Raw genomic sequence first — 21,372 nt, forward strand, 5'->3', positions numbered from 1 at the left:
TCAAAAAAACTAAAGGCTTAACTGTAGAAAACCACCAGCAGGTAGCGTTGCATCATAGACTAAGCCCTTAAACTTGTTATCAAGTAAAGCTTGTTTATGCTCAGGCTCACTTGTCGCAATACACAACTGTTCTTGCGGTAAAATACTGCGGAACTGAATGCTCGGTTTACCCCAGTCTAACACGCCAAGCTGAAGACTCTCAGGCAGTGCTAACGGGCTTAATCCCTCATCATTACGCAGATAACAACGCAGCCCCTTACCCGCCTGTGCAATAGCTGCACGGTACTTAGTTAGCTCAATGGCAACATAAATCATATCGGCTTTAATATCGAGACCAGATTTCACTAAACGCTCGTTCAAATAGCTCATCATATTGAATGGTTCAATAATGCTTTGACTCTGGCCATTCCTAAAATCTTTAAGCTTCTGATTAACAAAACTTCTAAGCAAAACGCAGGCAAACGCGGCTCGATTATCCTCTGGATACAAATGGGCCATGTACATAATCAGGTGATCACTACCAACCATAGTTGAATCAATGAAATAACTGCTTATATCGCTATTTTTATAAAGGCTATAGTCAACCTTGGCTGCCGGATAACTAATATTTGAAGCGGGAAAGAGTTGTTGCTGAACTTGTTTTGCCGCAGCAACACTTTGCTCAAGCAATGCTAGATTATCACTTAATTCTTGGTGGGATAGCGCGTCAAAATCTGCGGCTTGAGTATCATCAATGTAGAAACTATGAAGGCTTTGTTTAATGGCTTGTTCAATAATAAATAAATCAGATACTGGCTTAACGAGATAATCACTTGCGCCAATGCGTAAGGCTTCTACAACGTCAGCCATGACATTATTACCCGAGATCACGATAGAAGGCACTAAAGGCGCTAACCTTGTCATTTCCTTAAGCATATCGAGCCCACCGAGCTTAGGCATACTCAAGTCTGCAAGAACAATATCGAAGCGCTGCGATTTAAAAACTGACAATCCTTGTTCACCATCACAGGCTTGTGTGACTTGCGCACCTCTACTATCGAGAAAGCTTGCAACAATCTGCCTAAACACGGGGTCATCTTCAACTAAAAGAACCGCAACACCATTTAACGCCATAAAGGTTCCCGAATAAAGTTCATCGCATAGCCATTACTCAAGTGAATATGCCAATAACAAAATTTAACAAGGCTAGCATTTGATGACTAAAGACAAATGCTGTCAAGTACGGCCAATAGGGTTACTCAAGCTCCTGCATATACTGATCGAGCAACTCATCATCATCTTGCTTTTGAGGGACATTACCATCATAGACTTTATAGTCCATGTGCTGTAAATATGCATCTTTGACAAAGGCATAGGGATCGAGTGCATTATCAACAAGTCGCTCTTGATCGATTGCTGATGCTCTAGAATGAAGGTTTTTAAGTCCCCATTTAACAATGGATTGCCACATTGTTAACTCAGACAATGGAAAGTATAGACCATCAACCCAATCAGACGCGAGTTCTCGCACAACATAAGGACCCGCAAATGGCGCCATGAAGTAAGGTCCATTAGGCACCCCATAATAACCCAGCACTTCATTAAACTCATCTTGCTTGCGGCTCATACCCATCATGTCAGCGACATCAATGACACCTAATAAGCCGACAGTAGAATTGATTGTAAAGCGTCCACCAGCATTAGCTGCCCAGCCCCACTTACCCTGCAGCACATTGTTTACTAAGCTGCTAGGTTCCTCTAAATTCTGCACAAAGTTATTGATACCTGTTTTAGCAGGCGTAGGAATATAATCGTTATAACCATGGGCTACAGGACGATATAAATATCTATCTAGGTAGAGATAGTTGAAGTCCCACATAGCTCGGTTAAAGCCTTCGAACGGATCGCGGGGATCATCATAGGTAATTTGTACCTTAGCAGGTGTTTCCTGCTGAATGGTATCTGGTAGGGATACTTCAGCCGATTGCACTTTAGGCAACAGCATTAACCCCAAAGATAATCCCATCCATTTTAACTTCATATCGCTCTCTTAATATAAATGTACTGTTTAGACATCAAATTTTCGCTAAAGTGACAATACAAAAATGACGATATAAAGATAATTCGTCTTAGTGGCATACTATCCAGTATGACAGTTCCTTTGTCACAAGGCGCATAAGCATACTTGGCAAAAAAAATTGGTCAATTGTTAATTTTACTAAACGAATGTATCGCAGGATAAACTATATAAGGTCATTAAATGGAGTCGATTCCACTTGTCAGCAGTCAAAATTCGCAGTTACACACTGCGATGGCTAACACTGATGCCCTCAATGCTACTCCACGCCCCATTCCGGCTCAGGTGCAAACATCACCTGAGGGAGATAGTATTATTCTAAACGGTACAGAATATAATTTAAAGCTAGTTAATGCTCAACAGCGGCAAATATTGTTGACTGCTAATAGCTTTTTAGTCACGCCCAATGCGCAGAACAGCTCAACTCCAACTACGATAGTGCAAAACTCAACTAGCCAACTGCTTGCATTAACTACACCTCTCGTACTGAAAATTCCTGAGGCAGTGATCAATCTTGCGCAACAAAATGGCATCTCTCAGACGCAGCTTTCAACGCTCGCGGCTCGCACACAGGGCTATCCATTACCCAACGTCACTATAGTTAACAAGGAGTTTCAATTTGCTAATGGTACCGTTGTAGCACAAGATCCTGGACCCCAGCTGAATCAAGGTGAATTCATCGCGAAAATAGCCTTTCAACAAGGGCGCCCTATTTTATTACTCACCCCAATACAGAGCAAACTCGAAATCATAATTGGGACGCCAGTAAATGAAACTCAGGTTCCCACAAATAAACCATCTTCTGATCTTGTGATCGCGAAAATTGAACCAGCCCAGATCATTGCGTCCTTTCTAAAAAAACTCGAAAATATCAACTTTCTACCTGAGCCCACAAAACAAATTGTGACGGCCAAAGTCGATATAATGCAGCTTCAAAGTAAAGTAGATATTCCATCAGCGCCTACTGCGACTGGCTCACAGAATATCTCTAACGCGCAAGTCATAACGCCAACAACTAAAGACCTAGGTCAGATCAGCACCCAAAACTCAGCCCTTGAAAATCGGCTTGTGGGTCAATCACAGGCATCACAAATGGGTGAAAACGTAAATAGCAAAAACGGGTTACCTCAAGGCTCAAAAACGTCACAAGAAATCCTAAGTGTGAGTCCTACAGACATAAACAAACTTAATAATATTTTAGGGTCCAGTAGCCAAAAGAGTGAACAACAAGGCAATGATGCTAAGACTGATACTTCGATAAAAGTAGCTGATGTCTTACAAAAAGCGTTCAATAAAGCGGGGGCACTTCCTATTGAGCTATCTCGTTCTAATAGCAACTCGAATTTAGCATCTGAGTTATTGAAACTCCTACCGCATTTAGGGCTACCACCACTGAGCCAATTAAATGATATCGATGAGCTCAAAGCCAATATTCTCGGTCTAGCGAGTCTAAATCTTGCTACGCCTCAATCAAATCAAGCCTCAATGCTCATGAATGGGAGTGCAATTACCTCACTTTTTCAGCTGCTACTTGGCTTTAAAGCCAATAACAATTCGAATTCCGTGAGCAAAAAGCTTGCCGACTACCTTGAACAGTTACAAGCTAAAGTGGGCTTCTCCACTAAACTTCTTGGGCAACTGAGCAAAGCAGGAGGCCTTGATAGCATGGGACTATTAGCCTCTAACCTGCATTTATACCAACAGGCAAGTAATGAGAGCGCTGGCAATTTGGTGTGGTTCTTTGCCCTTCCCTATGGCATTAACCAACGACAGGAGCAACTGGAAGGGAAATTTGAGCAAGAAGCCGATCCTGATGACCCAGATAAAAAAATGGGATGGCGTTTACAACTGAAGTTTAATCTAGCACAAGGACCTCTGCTGATTTCAGCCCAAAACCACAATCAACAATTAGATATCCAGTTCAAAGGCAATAGTCAGATACTACTTAATAAGGTTAATAACTTTTTAACGCCCTTAAGCCAAAAACTATCACAACTGGGTTTTACGCCTGGTGAATTATCAACTCAAATAGCGCAAGTACCAGCAACCTTATTACCTGGTGATCATTTCCTCGTAAAGACAAAAGCTTAATGAGTGACAATGTTCCAACACTAATATTGAGTTCATTATACAAAACATTGGGAATAACGATATGAGCGAAGAGAGTGAACCTAAACAAGCTGTCGCACTGAGCTACGATGGCCGTAACGCTCCTAAAATAGTCGCGACTGGTCAAGGGCTTATCGCAGAAGAAATTATTGCCTTAGCTAAGGCTAACGGCGTTTATATCCATCAAGATCCTCATCTGAGCCATTTTTTGCAATTGCTAGAGTTAGGAGAAGAAATTCCCAAAGAGCTTTACCTGCTTATCGCCGAACTGATTGCATTTGTGTATATGCTCGACGGTAAATTTCCTGAGCAATGGAATAATATGCATAAAAAAATTGTCGAGAAGGCATAAAATAAAAAAGCTAATTCAGAAAAATTAGCTTTTAGTGTTCAATTGGCTACCGATTACTTACGATGCAGACGGATCAACAGCTCGGCTTCAGCTTTAGGTAATTCGCATTCCTTAATCAACTCGTCAACGCCAGCACCAAGCGCGACCATCTTCATGGCTCGAGTATAAAGTTTTGCCTGTGGATCCTGTTGAGTCGTCTCTTCAATCCGTTCAGACTGTTGCAGTATGCGTTTTTCTAATTCAATAACACGACGGCCTACACCGATTGTGCCACTGCGTAATTCTTGCAATTCGCGTTTAAAAGACTCTCGCTGCCGATCGCCCTCTTTAACTAACACAGTTAATGCCTCAACTTTGCTTCTTAATTTACTCAATTGCTTTTGTAAAAAGAGTACTAACCCTAAGCATGCGATGACATAGACTAACGCTGCGATCAAAAATTCATCGCCCATCAAAAATCCTTATACTCACTCAAAGCCATATATTAAGAGCTGGCTTACAATTGAGTTATCTATTCCAAAGTGCTGACTTAACGTCACCAATATAATTGGCCATTGTTCAAGCTATGATAAAAAGACTTCGTCTACCCATAAATCGTAAATACTCAACATCATCGATTTATTCGCAAATAAACAAAATGGCTGAATGAATTCTAATCATTCAGCCTTATCACACTCATTGATTAGATCTGAGTCAACTCGGCCCATTCTTCATCGGACAATAATTTGTCGAGATCAACTAAGATAAGTAATTCATTGTCGCGATTGCTCACGCCTTGAATAAACTTAGCACTCTCTTCCGTTCCAACATTTGGCGCATTGTCAATTTCAGAGCGGCGCAAATAAACCACTTCTGCAACACTATCAACTAAGATACCAATGACCTGCTTTTCAGCTTCGATGATAACGATTCGGGTTGAATCATCAACTTCAGCAGACTGCAATCCAAAACGTGAGCGGGTATCAATTACAGTGACAACATTACCACGCAAGTTAATGATGCCTAGAACATAATAGGGGGCACCAGGTACGGGGGCAATTTCAGTATAACGCAGCACTTCCTGCACTTGCATTACGTTTATACCGTAAGTTTCATGGTCCAACTTAAAGGTAACCCATTGTAATACTGCATCATCTTTACTTGCAGCGACTGCTGCTACATTTCTTGTATCTTTCATGTTTACCTCAACCAATTGAGTCCTGACAACCTAAACCCGCATTAAGCATTTCAACTAAGGCTTGTACGTGCAAAATGCCACACATCTGTTCTTTCACTACACCCGCTAACCAAGGGCGTTTACCCGCTTGACTACGCCAGTTGACTTGCGATTTATTAATTTTTACCGCATTGACCAAGGACTCACAAGTCAATCCCCAGTTACTGCCTTCTAATAATACAAGATATTGATAATTTACCGATTGCGCCAGTTTATCTGTGTATTTTTCTGGCATAACCCACGCACAAGTGTCGACAATGTTCAATTGTTCCTCCCTATGCGTCTGTACACCAAGAAACCATGCGGGTCGACCAAAGATGTGGTTTATCCGCTCAACTTTTACTATTCCACCTAAACTCACCAAAGGCACAGCCAATGTCAGCCCTGCTACTTTAAAGAATAGTACCTGAAACTCATCATCGAGCACTTCTTGCAAATCTTTTGTCACACTAGGAGGCGTAATGCCGACTTGTGTTTCTGGCACAACCACTGGCTCAACGATTTCATCAACAACGGTTTCATTAACAACAGGCTGAGCTTGTGGTACTTCCACCACAACAGGTTGAACATCAATAGGTGGCGCTATCTCTACTGAAGGTGGTATCGGTTCTAACCTTGCAGTCTTTAGTACTGGCGCGAGTAATTTCTCTAACGCTTGCTTATTCACTTGAGCTACAACCTGGCTTACCGGAGCAACAAACTCATGTTGTCTTGGCGCCGCTTTTGGCTGCAACTGCGCAATAGGCGTTATGGCCTTCTCTACATTCTGCGGTGCGGCAGTGCGACCATTTTCAGCCAAAATTGCCGCATCGAGCAATGCTGCCTCCGTTTGATTAACGGCAACATTTTGATTTGAGTCTGCTTTTACAATGCTTTGAGGGGAAACAATCTGGTTTGGACTGTCGTCTTCCTGCAGCAATAATGCGAAAAAATCAAAAACAGTTTCATCAACCGATTTTGACATGGCCAAACTCCCCAACTAATAAGAAATCTAATAATCTTTCATAGGCTTTAACGCCGCGGCAACCACTCGCATAATGCGATGCTGGTAAATGTGCCAAACTGGCATCTCTAAACTTAGTGTCTACTGGAATAACGTCTTTCCACAAAGTATCACTGTATTCGGCACCAAGAACTTGCAAAGCCGCAGGTGATGCTTTGGTGCGTTTATCGTACATGGTTGGCACAACAGTGTAACTGTAGCGCGTCTTCTTAGATCGCCCCATTAACTCCATCGTTTTAATCATCCGCTCTAGCCCTTTAATGGCAAGAAACTCCGTCTGCACAGGAATAATGATATGCTGACTTGCCGCAAGCGCATTGACCATTAATACCCCGAGTACGGGTGGGCAATCAACGATAGCAACATCATAATCATCAGCAACCAGTGCTAATAAATTACGTAGTACTAATCCCATTCCTTCTTGATGACCTAAGGCTCTGTCTAAGGTAGCCAATGCCATAGTTGCAGGCAATAAATCCAAACCATCGACTAAGGTTGGCACTACATGGGATAAAACGAGTTCCTTAGAAAGGTTTTTATGGGCAAGAAAAACATCAAACAACGAGCCTGGAACCTCTTCAGAATCAATACCTAAGTAATAACCTAACGAAGCATGTGGATCGGTATCTATCATAAGAACACGCTTACCACGCTTAGCTAAAGTTCCCGCTAAACTCGCTACCGTCGTGGTTTTACCTACGCCACCTTTTTGATTCGCTATGGTCCAGACTTTCAAGAAGTGACCCCTATCTATACTGGTTAATACGCTAATGAACTAGAAAATTGTGAGTTCACAAATTCTAAAAATTACTGCTCTTTTCTGGTCGTGACTCGAATGCCGCCATTGGGCAAACTAATCACTTTGACACCATCGGCATTCTCAGATATCACCACGGGCAGCATCTCTGCATTTTGGGTTGCAATTGTCTGAGAAACAGCTTTAACCTCTTTTTCTGGCGCTTGAAGCTGTTTAGGAATAGAGGATTCCAGATTAGTTTTTTCCTTCGCCGTATCTATTTCAGTATCTGGTTTGCCTAGCAAAGGCGGAATGCTATTTTGTACTGGCTCAGGACCAATCGCTACAGCCTTCTGCTCACCCGGAGCCGCTAATTGCAACATTGCTTTAGTCTGATCTGGATGAGACGCTAACCAAGTTGCAATAGCCTCTGCCTGTTCGTCAGGTACCATTAACAGCACCTGAGTCGATTCCAAACGTTTTACATCCGACTGCAGCAAACTATTCTTACGCTTGTAATCAAGGCTTAAGGCACCAAGAACCAAAATGGCTATGCCCATCAACAAGATGATGAGCACACTATTTGTGCTCATCGGATATTGATTTTTAGACACGAACAGACTCTTTTAAAATACATTCGGCCATGTTGTCTAAGGCTATCGACTGGGTGGCAATCCCAGCACTCGCAACGGCTTGTGGCATACCATAAACCACACAACTGGCTTCATCTTGCGCCCAAATGGTTGCGCCTACAGCTTTCAACATCCGCGCGCCTTCTCTGCCATCCGCCCCCATGCCAGTTAATACAACAGCAAGCACATCACCACTAAAGGCTTTAGAAGCAGAAGCAAAGGTGATATCCACACAGGGCTTATAATTCATATCAGCACTGCCTGCGATAACTTTTAATCGGCCACTTGCTCCAGTACGTTCAACCATCATTTGCATACCACCTGGCGCTAAATATGCGCAACCCGGTTTAAGAAGATCGCCATTAGCGGCCTCTTTCACTTCAATCTTACATAAGCCATTTAAACGACTCGCAAATGCAGGGGTAAAAGCAGCAGGCATATGCTGGATTAATAGAATAGGATGCGGATAGTTTGCCGGAAACTGCGTGAGTATTTTTTGCAGCGCAACCGGACCACCAGTAGATGTACCGATCAGCAATAATTTATACTGCTTACCACTTGCACGAATCGTCGTTGCCGTTGAGGTTCTAACAGGAGCTGCGACAGGCGTATGAGCCGATATACTCGTTGTACCTAAAACGCTACCTGTTGGACGCGCGCTAGGTGTTGGCGCGACCACAGGACGTGCAATCGGACGAAACATTCTGCGTCGTCCCAATGCCTTAACTCTTTGTTGCAACAATAAAATGGCATCATCTTTGTTGGTCGCAATATCTTCAAAACGTTTAGGTAGAAAATCTAATGCACCAGCATCTAAAGCGTCTAACGTTGCTTTAGCGCCATCATGGGTTAAAGAAGAAAACATCAAGATCGGAGTCGGACACTTAGCCATGATTTCACGAACAGCAGTAATACCATCCATGACAGGCATCTCAATATCCATAGTGATAACTTGGGGATTAAGCTCAGCAGCCAACTTCACCGCTTCGGCCCCATTTGAGGCCGTCGCGATCACTTCCAGTTCAGGATCTTGATTGACTATTTCACTAACACGTCGTCTGAAAAAACTTGAGTCATCAACGACTAATACTTTAATGGCCATTCCATTCCTTAGCTTGGAAACTAATTCTTACTTTTCGCATAATGCTTTAGCAATCCAGGAACATCTAAGATCAGTGCAATACCACCATCCGATGTAATTGTCGCACCAGCCATCCCAGGTGTGCCATGTAACATAGCGCCAAGAGGTTTAATAACGACCTCTTCTTGTCCTATTAAGGCATCCACTACAAAACCAATTTGCATCATGCCTAATTGCACGATAACCACATGACCATGCTTTTTATCGCCATGTTTAAAAGTCGTTTTGTTTCTATGTAGCCAGTGTTCCAAATAGAACAAAGGTACGGCCTTATTACGTACTATGACAGTCAGTTGCCCATCAACTATATTGGTTTTTGTAAGATCGAGATGGAAAATCTCATTCACGCTAGATAGAGGTAATGCAAACACTTGTTTAGCGACATCGACCATTAAGGTAGGCATAATCGCCAGTGTTAACGGTACTTTAATCTCAAGTATCGTTCCCTTACCTTTCATGGAATCAATATGTACAGTGCCATTCAGCTGGGTGATACGAGTTTTTACCACGTCCATCCCAACACCACGACCTGAAATATCTGAAATCTCAACTTTAGTTGAAAAACCTGGTGCAAAAATCAAATTATAGGCTTCGCTGTCTGTCATCCGCGAAGCAGAATCTTCATCGAGCACACCACGATTTATGGCGATTTTTTTGAGTTTTTCAGGATCCATGCCTGCGCCATCGTCTTCGATTTTCAGCAGTATATGGTCGCCTTCCTGACTTGCTGATAAGGTAATCGTTCCCGTTCTTGGCTTACCACTAGCTTCACGCTCATTTGGCATCTCGATACCATGGTCAACAGAGTTACGCACTAAGTGGACGAGTGGATCGGCAAGCGCTTCAACGAGGTTTTTATCTAAGTCAGTTTCTTCACCGACCATGATCAAATCAATTTCTTTGTTTAGTGTGCGAGCAAGATCACGTACCACCCGAGGGAAACGACCAAACACTTTCTTGATCGGTTGCATACGGGTTTTCATCACAGCGCCTTGCAAATCGGCAGTAACGAGATCTAAGTTCGCGAGAGCTTTCGACATCTCCTCATCATCACGGCTGATGCCTAAGCTCACCAATCGATTACGCACTAACACTAACTCACCCACCATATTCATTATCTGGTCGAGTCGTGCGGTATCTACACGTACTGTTGTTTCACCCTGAGGCACATTCGCAGAGCTAGCCTTAGCAGGTGCTTTATCGACAACCGCAATTTCCACCTTAGGTTTTGCAGCAACGACTGGAGCAGGAGCTGTTACTGCGGCTTTAACTGGCGCAGGAGCATGTGGTGCAGCAGTAGGTGCTACAGTCGAAACAGGGGGCGTAGGCGCTTTAACTTCGGCTTTCGCAGGTGCTCCGCCTTTCCCATGGAGTTCATCGAGTAATCGTTCAAACTCATCATCGGTAATTTCATCAGCATCTACAATCGGTTGAGGCGCAGGTGTTGCCACAACCTTAGGCTTAACGAGCACTTCAGCCTCAGCTTTAAATTTACCTGAGCCATGAAGTTCATCCAGTAACGCCTCGAACTCATCATCAGTGATGTCATCACCTGATGTTGAAGGTGTTTTAATTGGTGCAGCAGGCTTGACAGCAACAGGCTCAGATACAAATGTGGTAGCAGCGACCGCAGGTCCCTTTCCTGAACCATGAAGCGCATCCAATAAAGCTTCAAATTCAGCATCATTGATATCATCGATACTTGAAGACGTATTTTCAATGGAAGATGAGTTATCACTTATGTCAGCAGGAATTTCTTGAAGGGTAGGAGTATCAATAATGACTTCAACAACAGGTTCTGGCTCTACAACCTTGGCAGAAGCGACTTCAGATGGCAAAGGCGCACCTGAACTGAGCATTTTAAGTCTCGCTAACAAACCTGAATCGGCGGGATCTTGTTGTTCGCCCTGCTGGGTTTGCGCAAACATGGTATTAATTGCATCAACAGCCTGCAAAATAATATCCATCAACTCTGCGTTAACGCTACGCTTGCCTGTCCGCAATAAATCGAAGGTATTCTCAGCCTCATGACAAACATCAACCATGGGAGTTAAGCTAAGAAAGCCAGCACCACCTTTAACGGTATGAAAACCTCGGAAAATGGCGTTCAGCAAGTTAGTATCATCAGGATTATTTTCAAGCGCAACGAGTTGCTCTTGCAGAAGCTCTAAAATTTCACCGGCTTCGATTAAAAAGTCCTGGAGTATCTCTTCATCTACATCAAAGGCCATCAAATTGACTCCCAGTTAGAAACCCAGACTCGATAGAAGATCATCCACTTCGTCTTGACCCGTTACCACATCTTGACGAAGCTCGGCATTCATTATCGGGCCTTCTGCTTCAATATTATTTTTCTGAGCAATCTGACTTTCAATCATAGGTTGCTCACCAAATACCGTCAGCATAGAAACCAGATTACTTTCTACTTCCATTACTAGATCAATAACACGACGTATTATTTGTCCTGTTAAGTCTTGAAAATCTTGCGCCATCAAAATTTGATTAAGCAATTCACGTAATCGAGTCGAGTCATTTGCACTACGAGACATAAGGTCTTGTACATCGTGACAAAGGCCCTTAAATTCAGTCAGCGCTATCTCACGTCGCATTAATCTGTCCCAAGATGGCATGACATTTTGAATATTTACAGTCACGGCATTGGCCAAAGGTAAACATTCTTCAACCGCATCCATGGTTTTATTTGCAGCTTGTTCGGTCATGTCAATAACGTAATTTAAACGTTGCTTGGCATCGGGGATCTCTGTATTGGCTAATTCAGCAAGACGATTATCAACTTGAAAATCCATCAGCGCACTATGAAGTTGCCGAGTTAATTTACCTACTTCTTCGAATAATTCTCGTTGCAGTGGAGCAGCAAGCTCCCGAAATAAATCATCTGCCTGACTTTGCTCACCTGCACTTAATAATTCAACTAAATGCTGAGCTTGCTCGAGCGTGATGAGCCCTGATGTTTGTGACTTCATAGCTCATCCTTGCTCAAGCGAGTCGTTCGAATATTTTATCTAACTTCTCTTTCAGCGTTGCAGCGGTAAAAGGCTTAACCACATAACCATTCACTCCCGCTTGAGCGGCAGCAATAATCTGTTCACGTTTTGCTTCAGCAGTCACCATTAATACGGGTAAATGCTTTAGCGAATCATCAGCGCGAATTGCTTTTAACAGATCGATTCCTTGCATACCAGGCATATTCCAATCTGTAACAACAAAATCAAAATCCCCCTTTTGCAACATCGGCAGGGCTGTTGAGCCATCGTCTGCTTCTTGGGTGTTATTAAACCCCAAGTCTCGCAACAAGTTCTTGATGATACGCCTCATTGTCGAAAAATCGTCAACAATGAGAATCTTCATATTCTTGTCCAAGGTTTCCTCCGGTGAGCTGACATTCTATGCTCGATTAATAATTATACTTATGTCCAGTGCTTGAGTTTAGCTTTCAATCGCAACATTGCCTGACTTAATATCTGGCTAACCCGCGATTCACTGACTTCAAGAATGGCGCCAATCTCTTTTAAATTCAATGCTTCATCGTAGTACAGGGATAACACTAATGCATCTCTTTCAGGCAATAATTTAATTGCATCAACCAGAGCAGAATGAAATTGGTTCTCAGCTAATGCTTCAAATGAATCATCATCGGACCGATCACTCACTGTAAGTATATCCTGAGATACGCCTAAATCTTCTATCCCTATGATTTTTCCGACAGAAACATCGTTAAGAATATGATGGTACTCATCGAGCGTCATATCAAGTTTTTCTGCAATTTCTGTGTCGCGTGCATCACGGCCCAGTTCTTGCTCTAACTCATCAATAGCGTGTGCAACCTTACGATTGTTACGATGAACGGAACGAGGGACCCAGTCGCCACGACGAATTTCATCTAACATGGCTCCACGTATGCGTATGCCGGCGAAGGTTTCAAATTTCGCCCCCTTGCCACCATCAAACTTGGATGATGCTTCTAGTAACCCCATCATCCCAGCTTGGAGTAAATCATCTAACTGCACAGATGCAGGTAGTCTGGCGAGTAAATGATGCGCAATTCTTTTAACCAACGGAGCATACTGTTCAACGATCGACGATTTATTGTCTAAACAAGTATACGCAGCGGCTTTATTCACTCGTTTTTTCCTCTTGAAAATCTGGTCGTTGTACTAAACGCTCAACGAAAAACTCCAAATGCCCACCAGGTTGCTGCGGCACAGGCCAGCTCAAAATTTTATTTGCCAATCCTTGATACGCAATCGCCGCTGGTGATTTAGGATAAGCTTCAATCACCAATTTTTGTTTACGAACTGATTTACGTAAGTTTTCGTCAAATGGAATCGTGGCGACTAATTCAAGTGCAACATCTAAAAATCTGTCGGTCACTTTACTGAGTTTAGCAAATAATTCCATACCTTCGCGTAAACTACGCACCATATTGGCAACTATTTTAAAACGGAACACGCCATGCTCACGGCTGAGAATTTTAATCAGGGCGTAGGCATCGGTAATCGAAGTGGGTTCATCACAAACAACGACTAGCACATCCTGCGAAGCACGTGAGAAACTGAGCACCATATCTGAGATCCCAGCCGCTGTATCTACGACTAGAATATCAAACTGAGTCCGCATCTCACTAAATGCACGGATTAATCCAGCATGTTGCGCCGGGCTTAATTCCACCATCCCCTGTGTTCCTGAGGTGGCTGGTACTATGCCTATCCCCTTTGGACCACGAACGATAATATCGTCAAGCTCTGCATCACCAGAGAGAACATGAGAGAGGTTACGCTCGGCACGAATACCCAGCATGACGTCGACGTTTGCTAAGCCAAGGTCAGCGTCAAGTACCAAGACACGCTTGCCTTTTTCGGCTAATGCCACAGCAGTATTAATAGAAACGCTGGTTTTACCCACGCCTCCTTTGCCACCAGTGACCGCGATTACTTTCACTTTTTCGTTATAGGGTTGATTCATCATACGTAAACCACTTGCTTGATCCAGGGTCATAAATCTACTCAAATGCACAGGCCATATTATCTGACCACGCTGTGTCTTGTAATGATTGTTGTTCTGTACTATCTAACGCTGCGAGTGCCTGCTGGGCTAAATCTAGGGTATCCGCAACTTTCATATCTTCAGGAACTCTTTGTCCATCAGTAATATAACTTAATGGTAATCCGTTTTGGATCAACACACTTAATGCCCCTGCTAACGACACAGATTCATCGAGTTTTGTGAGAACGACACCAGATAGGGGAATGCGTTTAAAATGATTGACTGCATCTTGCAGCACACGGCGCTGCCCTGTCGCAGACAGTACCAGATAACTGCGGATAGGTATCCTGCTATTTGCAGTTAAATTATCAAGTTGCTGGTAAAGGCGCATATCTCGCTGTCCCATGCCAGCCGTATCTATCAATACTAGCTTGCGATTCCTAAACTGATAGAGAATTTGCTCTAATTCATTTAGATCATGAGCTTGCTTTACTGGGCAGCCCATTATTTTGCCATAAGTTGCTAATTGCTCATAGGCTCCGATGCGATAATGATCTGTGGTAATTAAAGCAACATGTTCAGCACCATGATGTGCCGCAAAACGGGCAGCAAGTTTAGCTAATGACGTTGTTTTACCAACGCCAGTAGGACCAACTAATGCAACCACCCCGCCCTGCTTAACAATGTCATCGCCCTGATTATCAAGCATATTAGCGAGACTTTGTGGTAATGCTCTGACTAATTCAGCCGGCGTATAATGCTGGCTCAGCGCGGCTAATTTATTCGCAACCGCAGGGGAGAATTCAGCCTCAAGCAATTTGGCTTCGAGCATAGCACCGACGGGATCGATGCGTTTTTTATGTTCCGTCATCAAGGAGGATACTTGATGTGTCAGTAAATTACGCAATGATGCTAATTCATCACGCATAGCCTCAATATCAGCACTTTGTTTCTGTGATGTTTGTGGCTTTTTATCAAACGAGGAAGGCGCTTCACGACGTTCTGGTTTCACAGCAGTAGGGGCTTGTAAGCCCTTAGCCCATGCAGGTAACTCGGCATCAACTTGCTGATGTGACATTTGTTGATTCAAACGGCTTTGCTGCTTCTCAAGTAAGGCTTGTAATGAATCTGCTGGTGCGGCTGGCTTAGCGCGAGTTTCTACACGAACTGGCTGCTTAGCACCTAGGGACACGAGATCGTCGCTAACGTCCATAAAGGTCGGTGCTGGCGCAGTGGCTGCAGTTTTCGCTTTAGGTTCGTCATAGTCAACGGCAGCGACAATTTCGATGCCACCGTTCACTTTTTTATTTGACATAATGACGGCATCTGAGCCGAGTGTTTCTTTCACTTGGGCCAGTGCGGCGCGCATGTCTTTGGCAAAAAATCGTTTAATCTTCACTTATGCGTCCTCTACTGGCCGACTGCAGATACGATACGTATTTGCTTCTCATCAGGTATTTCTTGATATGAAATGACTCTGAGATTAGGAATAGTATGTTTAACAAAGCGTGACAGCGTCGCGCGTAACATACCTGACGTCAACAATATGGCGGGTTGTCCGACCATTTCTTGCTTCTGAGCCGCATCGGCAAGGGACTGCTGCATGCGTTCTGCAAGACCGGGTTCAATATTAGGACCATCACCACCGGTTGCTTGCATTGACTGATGCAACATCTGTTCCAACTCTGGCGCCAAAGTAATGACGGGGATTTCGAGCTCTGGGCCTGAGATTTCCTGAACTATCATACGTTTCAAAGCGATACGTACAGCGGCAGTCAAGACTTCAGTATCATTGCTCTTAGTGCCATATTCTAACAAAGTTTGCACTATAGTACGCAAGTCTCTAACTGAAACCCCTTCATTTAATAGGTTCTGCATCACTTTTACGACATGTCCTAGTGGCATGATATCTGGAATAAAGCCATCAACCAGCTTAGGTGAGTGCTTCGCAAGCATATCCATCAGTTGTTGCACTTCTTCGTAGCCTAACAACTTAGCGGCATTATTTGTGAGTAATTGACTAATATGAGTTGCAACAACAGTGGCGGCATCGACGACGGTATAACCTAATGTTTGTGCGTGCTCACGTAACTCAGGAGCGATCCATACCGCTTCTAGGCCAAAAGCGGGATCGCGCGTTTCGATACCATCGAGTTTGCCATAGACTTGACCAGGGTTGATCGCCAATTCGCAATCATGACGAATATCTGCCTCTCCGACGACGACGCCCATTAATGAAATGCGATAAGCATTAGGCGATAAATCTAAGTTATCGCGAATATGCACCGCGGGCACTAAGAAGCCTAGTTCTTGGGATAACTTTTTACGTACGCCTTTGATACGGCTCAGTAACTCGCCACCTTGGCCCTTGTCTACCAGAGGGATCAAACGATATCCAACCTCAAGACCAATAGTATCAACATGATGTACATCGTCCCAACCTAGCTCTTTAGGCTCTTTATCTTGTCTTTCTATTGGGCCCGATTTCACTTGTTCTAGCGCTTTAAGACGTTTGTTTTCATTTCGTTTATAAACAAAATAAGCTGCACCAGCAGTCATAAAGGCAAAGCTTAAAAACGCCATGTGTGGCATACCAGGAACAATACCCATGACAAACAGGACTCCGGCGGCGATACCCAATGACTTATGACTGTCAAACATCTGACTCATCATCATTTGGCCCATATCACCCGACTCATTTTGACGAGTCACCATCAAGGCCGCGGCGATTGACAATAATAGACCAGGGATCTGCGCCACTAAACCATCACCGATAGTCAGTAAGGTATAAATTTCAACCGCTTCAGAGAAACTTAAGCCATGCTGCACAATCCCTATGATGAAACCACCTACGATATTGATCACTAAGATCATGATACCGGCAATTGCATCCCCTTTAACGAATTTGGACGCACCGTCCATCGCACCATAGAAATCGGCTTCACGGGTCACTTCAGCACGGCGTAATCTCGCTTGGTCTTGGTTTAAGGTTCCGGCATTTAAATCGGCATCGATTGCCATTTGCTTACCAGGCATAGCATCCAAGGTAAAACGGGCGCTAACTTCTGCGATACGACCTGCACCTTTAGTCACTACCGCAAAGTTGATGATAATCAAAATGATAAAGACCACTAAACCAACGGCATAGTTACCACCGATAACCACAGAACCGAAGGCTTCAATCACCTTACCCGCGGCATCACCGCCATTATGACCCTCAAGTAAAACCACACGAGTAGAGGCAACGTTGAGCGCAAGACGTAATAACGTCGCCACCAGTAACACAGTTGGGAAGGCAGCAAAATCTAAGGGTCTATCGGTATAAATAGCCACCAGCAATACGATGAGAGCTAACGCAATGTTGAATGAAAAGAGTATGTCTAATAGAAATGGAGGGATAGGTAAAACAATCATGGCCAATGCAGCAAGCACAACCACCGGCGTGCCAATGCCTTTAAAAGTGCTGAGCCTAATTTGTTTTACTTGACCAAGAGTCGCTTTAACATCCATTCGCTATAACCTAAACTTTGACGTGTAATAGCATAAAGCAAAAAACGCGCCAACAAGATTAAAGCCATTAATGAAGGAAAGATATGTACTGTGACTGATTGATATACATAAAATTAGCTATAAAAAACAAATGAACTCGACATCATCAGCTTTACCAATGACTACCATCTGAGACTAGTGGTTCAATATTTCAATTCATCTGGTATAGGTTGATTAAGTGGGACAGGAATAGGTTTACGGCCGCGTCCTTTTTGATATTGGCGCAGCTGGAATACATAAGCCAAAATCTGTGCGACAGCAGTAAACAAACCTTCAGGGATCTGCTGGTCTAACTTAGTCGTATGGTAAATCGCCCTTGCAAGTGGTGGGGCCGAGACAATCGCAATATTGTGCGCGCGGGCAATCTCACGTATTTTAAAGGCCACATCATCAACACCTTTCGCTATCACAAAGGGAGCCGCAGAGCGCTGCACATCGTATTTAATCGCAACGGCAAAATGCTCAGGGTTAACGACAATCACATCGGCATTTGGCACTTCAGCCATCATACGCCTTTGTGCTAGTTCACGTTGCATCTGCCGTATATGCCCTTTCACCTCAGGTTTGCCCTCAGTGTCTTTATATTCATCTTTTACTTCTTGTTTGGTCATCTTAAGTTGCTTGTTGTGATTCCAAATTTGGAACGGCACATCGATGACGACAATAAACAAAATCGAGGAACATAACAGGATAAACATCCAAACCAACAAATCTAATGCATGGTAAACATTACCTGGAAGATGGTCGCTAGACAGCAACATGATGTCATTGAAATAGAAGCTTAATAAAAAATAAGCAGAAAACGCTACTACCGAAAATTTTGCAATGCCTTTGGTGAGTTCAACCAGAGCCTGTACGCCAAACATGCGTTTAAAACCAGCAAGGGGACTCATTTTACTGGCTTTTGGCATCATAGCTTGGGTCGAAAAATTGATCCCTCCAAGAGAGACATTACCGATAAACGCAACAACCACAATCAGTAGCATAATTTTAGCCATGGGCCAGGCTATTTCACTCGCAACAACGCCCCACACTTTGAACATTTCATTAGTATCAAAAATTTGCGCCCTATCCATGGTAAATACAATTTCAAACACCCGAGTTAGGCTAATGGCCAAGCTTGGGCCTAGCATATAAAACCCACATGCTGCCGAAATTAATACCGCTGCAGTTCCAAGTTCTTTCGAACGTGCAATCTGTCCTTTTGTTCGCGCCTGTTCTAGACGCCTCCCCGTGGGTTCCTCTGTACGTTCGCCACTTGATTCTTCAGCCATGGGCTTCTCCTAATCCCATCATATCAAGCCATCAGCGTTACATTGGAGCGCTAACATATCGCAAAGCAGCACTTGAGCCGTCGACCATACTTCATCGAAGTGTGCCATTACCGGTGTTAGGGTTAACCACAGAATAAACAGTCCACCAATCATAGTGATCGGAAAACCAATAGAGAAAATATTCAATTGCGGCGCGGCGCGGGTCATGACCCCGAAGGACAAGTTGACTAATAACAAGGCGATAATCGCAGATATCGACATAGTGAGTGCCGCACCAAACATATACGACCCCCAATCAGCCAGCGATCGATAACTTGTCAGTGTTAAGCCTTGATTAGAAATTGGCAAAGTTTCAAAGCTTGCCACTAGCATACGGATCATCAAAAGATGGCCGTCCACAGCTAAGAAAATCAATGTCGCCAATAAAAGGAAAAAGTTACCGATAACGGGTGTTTGTTGGCCAGAACCAGGGTCAACCATAGAGGCAAAGCCTAAACTGGTCTGCATACCAATGATCTGTCCGGTGAGCACAAAGACTTGCATCACCATTTGGGTCACAAATCCCATGGCAACACCGATAATAATTTGCTGCGCCGTGATGAACACTGCGCTTAACGAAAATAAATCCACATTTTGAGTTGGAGGAAGAACGGGTGCTATCGCAAAGGTAATTGCCATCGCCAATAATAAGCGAACTCGTGTTGGTGTCGTTGCCGCCCCAAATACTACCATGACCATCAACATGCTCGCGACGCGAAACAATGGCCAAATATAAGCGGCAATGGTTTGCATTAAGGTATCGAGCAGCAGCTCCATCGCGTTAGCCTATCACTTGAGGAATGCGATTCACCATCTCGATGAAAAAGTCCATCAGGGTTTCAACTAACCAATGTCCCATAAACATTAGGCCAAAAAGTGTCACTAACAAACGCGGAAGGAAACTTAAGGTCTGCTCGTTAATAGAAGTCGCCGCTTGAAACACAGCAACGATCAACCCAATTCCCAGCCCAGGCAACACAATAGCAGACACCATCATGACGATAACAGCGAGAGCTTCACGAAAAATATCAATTAGCGCCTCAGGACTCATGTGTTTACTCTCCCTTGGCTATCCGAAACTATTCGCTAATGTCCCGAGGACTAAACTCCAACCATCTACGAGCACAAACAACATGATCTTAAACGGCAGCGACACTATCATGGGGGATAACATCATCATACCCATAGCCATCAAGATACTCGCCACCACTAAATCGAGTACTAAAAAAGGCACAAATAGCATAAAGCCAATCTGAAATGCGGTTTTTAACTCACTGGTAATGAAAGCGGGCACTAACACACTCATAGGTGCTTCTTCTGGAGACTTAATATCCTTATAGCCAGAAATCTCAATAAAGGTCTTTAAATCCGTCGTTCTTACTTGGCCCAACATAAAGCCTCTCAGCGGCTCTTTCCCTTTATCAAACGCTTGCTGCAAGGTTAATTGCTCATCGATATAAGGCTTCACCCCTTCATCATAAATCCGGTCGAATACCGGTGCCATGATAAAAAAAGTCATGAACAAACTCATGCCAATTAAGACTTGATTAGATGGAGTCTGTTGTAATCCAATGGCTTGGCGTAATATCGACAGGACAATGATAATCCGCGTGAAAGAGGTCAACATGATGAGCATCGCAGGTAAAAAACTCAGCGATGTCATCAGCAGTAAAATCTGCATTGTGACCGAATATTCCGTTGAGCCGTCTGGCGCCGTTGTTACTGTTACAGCAGGTAAGACGCCATCTGCGGCCCATGCTGACGGCATCAATAGCAGCATAACTAACCCAACTAACGCGAGGATACGTGTTGTCATTGTTTTAATTTCGCCTGGCGTAATCGACTCGCAAACGAATCGGCTTCTAGATGGATAGGTTCAGCTAACTTATCAATCAAACTCACCTGCTGCGAGCTAACCCCAAGTAAATATTGTTGTTCTCCCACCTGAACCAAGACTAAACGCTCTTTTTGACCGAGGGAAGTCACAGCAATGGTCTTTAGTACGCCATTGGTCGTGGGGACTAAATTAAACCTTCTCAGTAAATAAGCTAACGCGAAAATTAATAATAAAACCAGAATCAAGCCGCCTAACATGCTTGCTAAGGTCGCAACTTGAGAAGGTTCTGCCATTTTTGTAGCAGCAGGCGCTATTGAAGCAATATTCGCTGCGCCTTCCCCACCGAGGCTATCGGCGCTCGCTTGAACCGCTACCACTAAACTCTGTATTACCGATGTGCTCATTTAAAGTTCCAACGACTTTT

The 21,372-nt window shown here is 43.7% G+C and carries 22 protein-coding genes; 2 read left to right on the plus strand and 20 right to left on the minus strand.

From position 1 onward, the window contains the following. Nucleotides 1-9: 9 nt before the first annotated feature. On the minus strand, nucleotides 10-1,113 hold the full coding sequence (locus L5M11_RS00725) for a response regulator (RefSeq protein WP_263191051.1): 1,104 nt from the start codon (nucleotides 1,111-1,113) through the stop codon (nucleotides 10-12). A 121-nt stretch (nucleotides 1,114-1,234) separates the two neighbouring features. Next, entirely contained in the window at nucleotides 1,235-2,020 is a 786-nt protein-coding gene (locus L5M11_RS00730) for a VacJ family lipoprotein (RefSeq protein ID WP_219233968.1), read from the minus strand. A 219-nt stretch (nucleotides 2,021-2,239) separates the two neighbouring features. Here L5M11_RS00730 and L5M11_RS00735 point away from each other — a divergent pair, with 219 nt between their 5' ends. After that, entirely contained in the window at nucleotides 2,240-4,147 is a 1,908-nt protein-coding gene (locus L5M11_RS00735) for a hypothetical protein (protein WP_263191054.1), read from the plus strand. 61 nt (nucleotides 4,148-4,208) lie between these two features. Then, nucleotides 4,209-4,517 carry an EscU/YscU/HrcU family type III secretion system export apparatus switch protein gene (locus tag L5M11_RS00740; RefSeq protein ID WP_263191055.1) on the plus strand — a complete coding sequence of 103 codons (309 nt, stop codon included), beginning with the start codon at nucleotides 4,209-4,211 and terminating at the stop codon, nucleotides 4,515-4,517. A gap of 53 nt (nucleotides 4,518-4,570) precedes the next feature. Here L5M11_RS00740 and L5M11_RS00745 read toward each other — a convergent pair whose 3' ends face one another. From L5M11_RS00745 to fliO, 18 genes are all read right to left on the minus strand, one after another. Next, entirely contained in the window at nucleotides 4,571-4,969 is a 399-nt protein-coding gene (locus tag L5M11_RS00745; RefSeq protein WP_028761168.1) for a DUF2802 domain-containing protein, read from the minus strand. A 230-nt stretch (nucleotides 4,970-5,199) separates the two neighbouring features. After that, complete coding sequence (locus tag L5M11_RS00750; RefSeq protein ID WP_006082380.1) at nucleotides 5,200-5,694, minus strand: chemotaxis protein CheW; 495 nt, start codon at nucleotides 5,692-5,694, stop codon at nucleotides 5,200-5,202. A gap of 7 nt (nucleotides 5,695-5,701) precedes the next feature. Then, nucleotides 5,702-6,697 (minus strand): chemotaxis protein CheW, encoded by a 996-nt coding sequence (locus L5M11_RS00755; RefSeq protein WP_263191057.1) that lies wholly within the window; start codon nucleotides 6,695-6,697, stop codon nucleotides 5,702-5,704. Continuing rightward, a complete protein-coding gene (locus tag L5M11_RS00760; protein WP_028761170.1) occupies nucleotides 6,681-7,472 on the minus strand; it encodes a ParA family protein in 792 nt (263 codons plus the stop codon). The genes L5M11_RS00755 and L5M11_RS00760 overlap by 17 nt, the downstream gene beginning before the upstream one ends. A 71-nt stretch (nucleotides 7,473-7,543) precedes the next feature. Then, a complete protein-coding gene (locus tag L5M11_RS00765; protein ID WP_263191143.1) occupies nucleotides 7,544-8,065 on the minus strand; it encodes a membrane anchored protein in chemotaxis locus in 522 nt (173 codons plus the stop codon). 13 nt (nucleotides 8,066-8,078) lie between these two features. Next, on the minus strand, nucleotides 8,079-9,206 hold the full coding sequence (locus L5M11_RS00770) for a chemotaxis response regulator protein-glutamate methylesterase (RefSeq protein WP_219253397.1): 1,128 nt from the start codon (nucleotides 9,204-9,206) through the stop codon (nucleotides 8,079-8,081). A gap of 20 nt (nucleotides 9,207-9,226) precedes the next feature. Then, nucleotides 9,227-11,476 carry a chemotaxis protein CheA gene (locus L5M11_RS00775; protein WP_263191060.1) on the minus strand — a complete coding sequence of 750 codons (2,250 nt, stop codon included), beginning with the start codon at nucleotides 11,474-11,476 and terminating at the stop codon, nucleotides 9,227-9,229. Nucleotides 11,477-11,491: 15 nt separating this feature from the next. Beyond that, nucleotides 11,492-12,229: a protein phosphatase CheZ gene (locus L5M11_RS00780; protein WP_028761174.1), complete on the minus strand. Its 738-nt coding sequence runs from the start codon at nucleotides 12,227-12,229 to the stop codon at nucleotides 11,492-11,494. 13 nt (nucleotides 12,230-12,242) lie between these two features. Then, nucleotides 12,243-12,626, minus strand: a complete 384-nt coding sequence (cheY, locus tag L5M11_RS00785; protein WP_007649667.1) for a chemotaxis response regulator CheY — start codon at nucleotides 12,624-12,626, stop codon at nucleotides 12,243-12,245. Between the two features lie 47 nt (nucleotides 12,627-12,673). After that, nucleotides 12,674-13,387, minus strand: coding sequence for an RNA polymerase sigma factor FliA (locus tag L5M11_RS00790; RefSeq protein WP_263191061.1), 714 nt, complete (start codon nucleotides 13,385-13,387; stop codon nucleotides 12,674-12,676). Then, entirely contained in the window at nucleotides 13,380-14,261 is an 882-nt protein-coding gene (locus L5M11_RS00795; protein WP_263191063.1) for a MinD/ParA family protein, read from the minus strand. Before L5M11_RS00795 ends, L5M11_RS00790 begins: the two co-directional genes overlap by 8 nt. Nucleotides 14,262-14,265: 4 nt before the next feature. Beyond that, the gene (flhF, locus tag L5M11_RS00800) at nucleotides 14,266-15,648 is read right to left on the minus strand and encodes a flagellar biosynthesis protein FlhF (protein ID WP_131523092.1); all 1,383 of its coding nucleotides are present in this window, start codon (nucleotides 15,646-15,648) and stop codon (nucleotides 14,266-14,268) included. 11 nt (nucleotides 15,649-15,659) lie between these two features. Then, nucleotides 15,660-17,759, minus strand: a complete 2,100-nt coding sequence (flhA, locus tag L5M11_RS00805) for a flagellar biosynthesis protein FlhA (protein WP_263191064.1) — start codon at nucleotides 17,757-17,759, stop codon at nucleotides 15,660-15,662. Between the two features lie 182 nt (nucleotides 17,760-17,941). After that, nucleotides 17,942-19,072, minus strand: a complete 1,131-nt coding sequence (gene flhB / locus L5M11_RS00810; protein WP_263191065.1) for a flagellar biosynthesis protein FlhB — start codon at nucleotides 19,070-19,072, stop codon at nucleotides 17,942-17,944. Nucleotides 19,073-19,090: 18 nt separating this feature from the next. Then, nucleotides 19,091-19,888, minus strand: coding sequence for a flagellar biosynthetic protein FliR (fliR, locus tag L5M11_RS00815; protein ID WP_028761179.1), 798 nt, complete (start codon nucleotides 19,886-19,888; stop codon nucleotides 19,091-19,093). Between the two features lie 4 nt (nucleotides 19,889-19,892). Further along, nucleotides 19,893-20,162: a flagellar biosynthesis protein FliQ gene (fliQ, locus tag L5M11_RS00820; protein ID WP_012587225.1), complete on the minus strand. Its 270-nt coding sequence runs from the start codon at nucleotides 20,160-20,162 to the stop codon at nucleotides 19,893-19,895. An 18-nt stretch (nucleotides 20,163-20,180) separates the two neighbouring features. Beyond that, nucleotides 20,181-20,927: a flagellar type III secretion system pore protein FliP gene (gene fliP / locus L5M11_RS00825; protein WP_028761180.1), complete on the minus strand. Its 747-nt coding sequence runs from the start codon at nucleotides 20,925-20,927 to the stop codon at nucleotides 20,181-20,183. Next, the gene (fliO, locus tag L5M11_RS00830) at nucleotides 20,924-21,352 is read right to left on the minus strand and encodes a flagellar biosynthetic protein FliO (protein ID WP_105251944.1); all 429 of its coding nucleotides are present in this window, start codon (nucleotides 21,350-21,352) and stop codon (nucleotides 20,924-20,926) included. The genes fliP and fliO overlap by 4 nt, the downstream gene beginning before the upstream one ends. Between the last annotated feature and the right edge of the window lie 20 nt (nucleotides 21,353-21,372).

The organism is Shewanella sp. SM87, from assembly GCF_025653705.1.
In the GTDB taxonomy this organism is placed as follows: Bacteria; Pseudomonadota; Gammaproteobacteria; order Enterobacterales; family Shewanellaceae; genus Shewanella; species Shewanella oncorhynchi.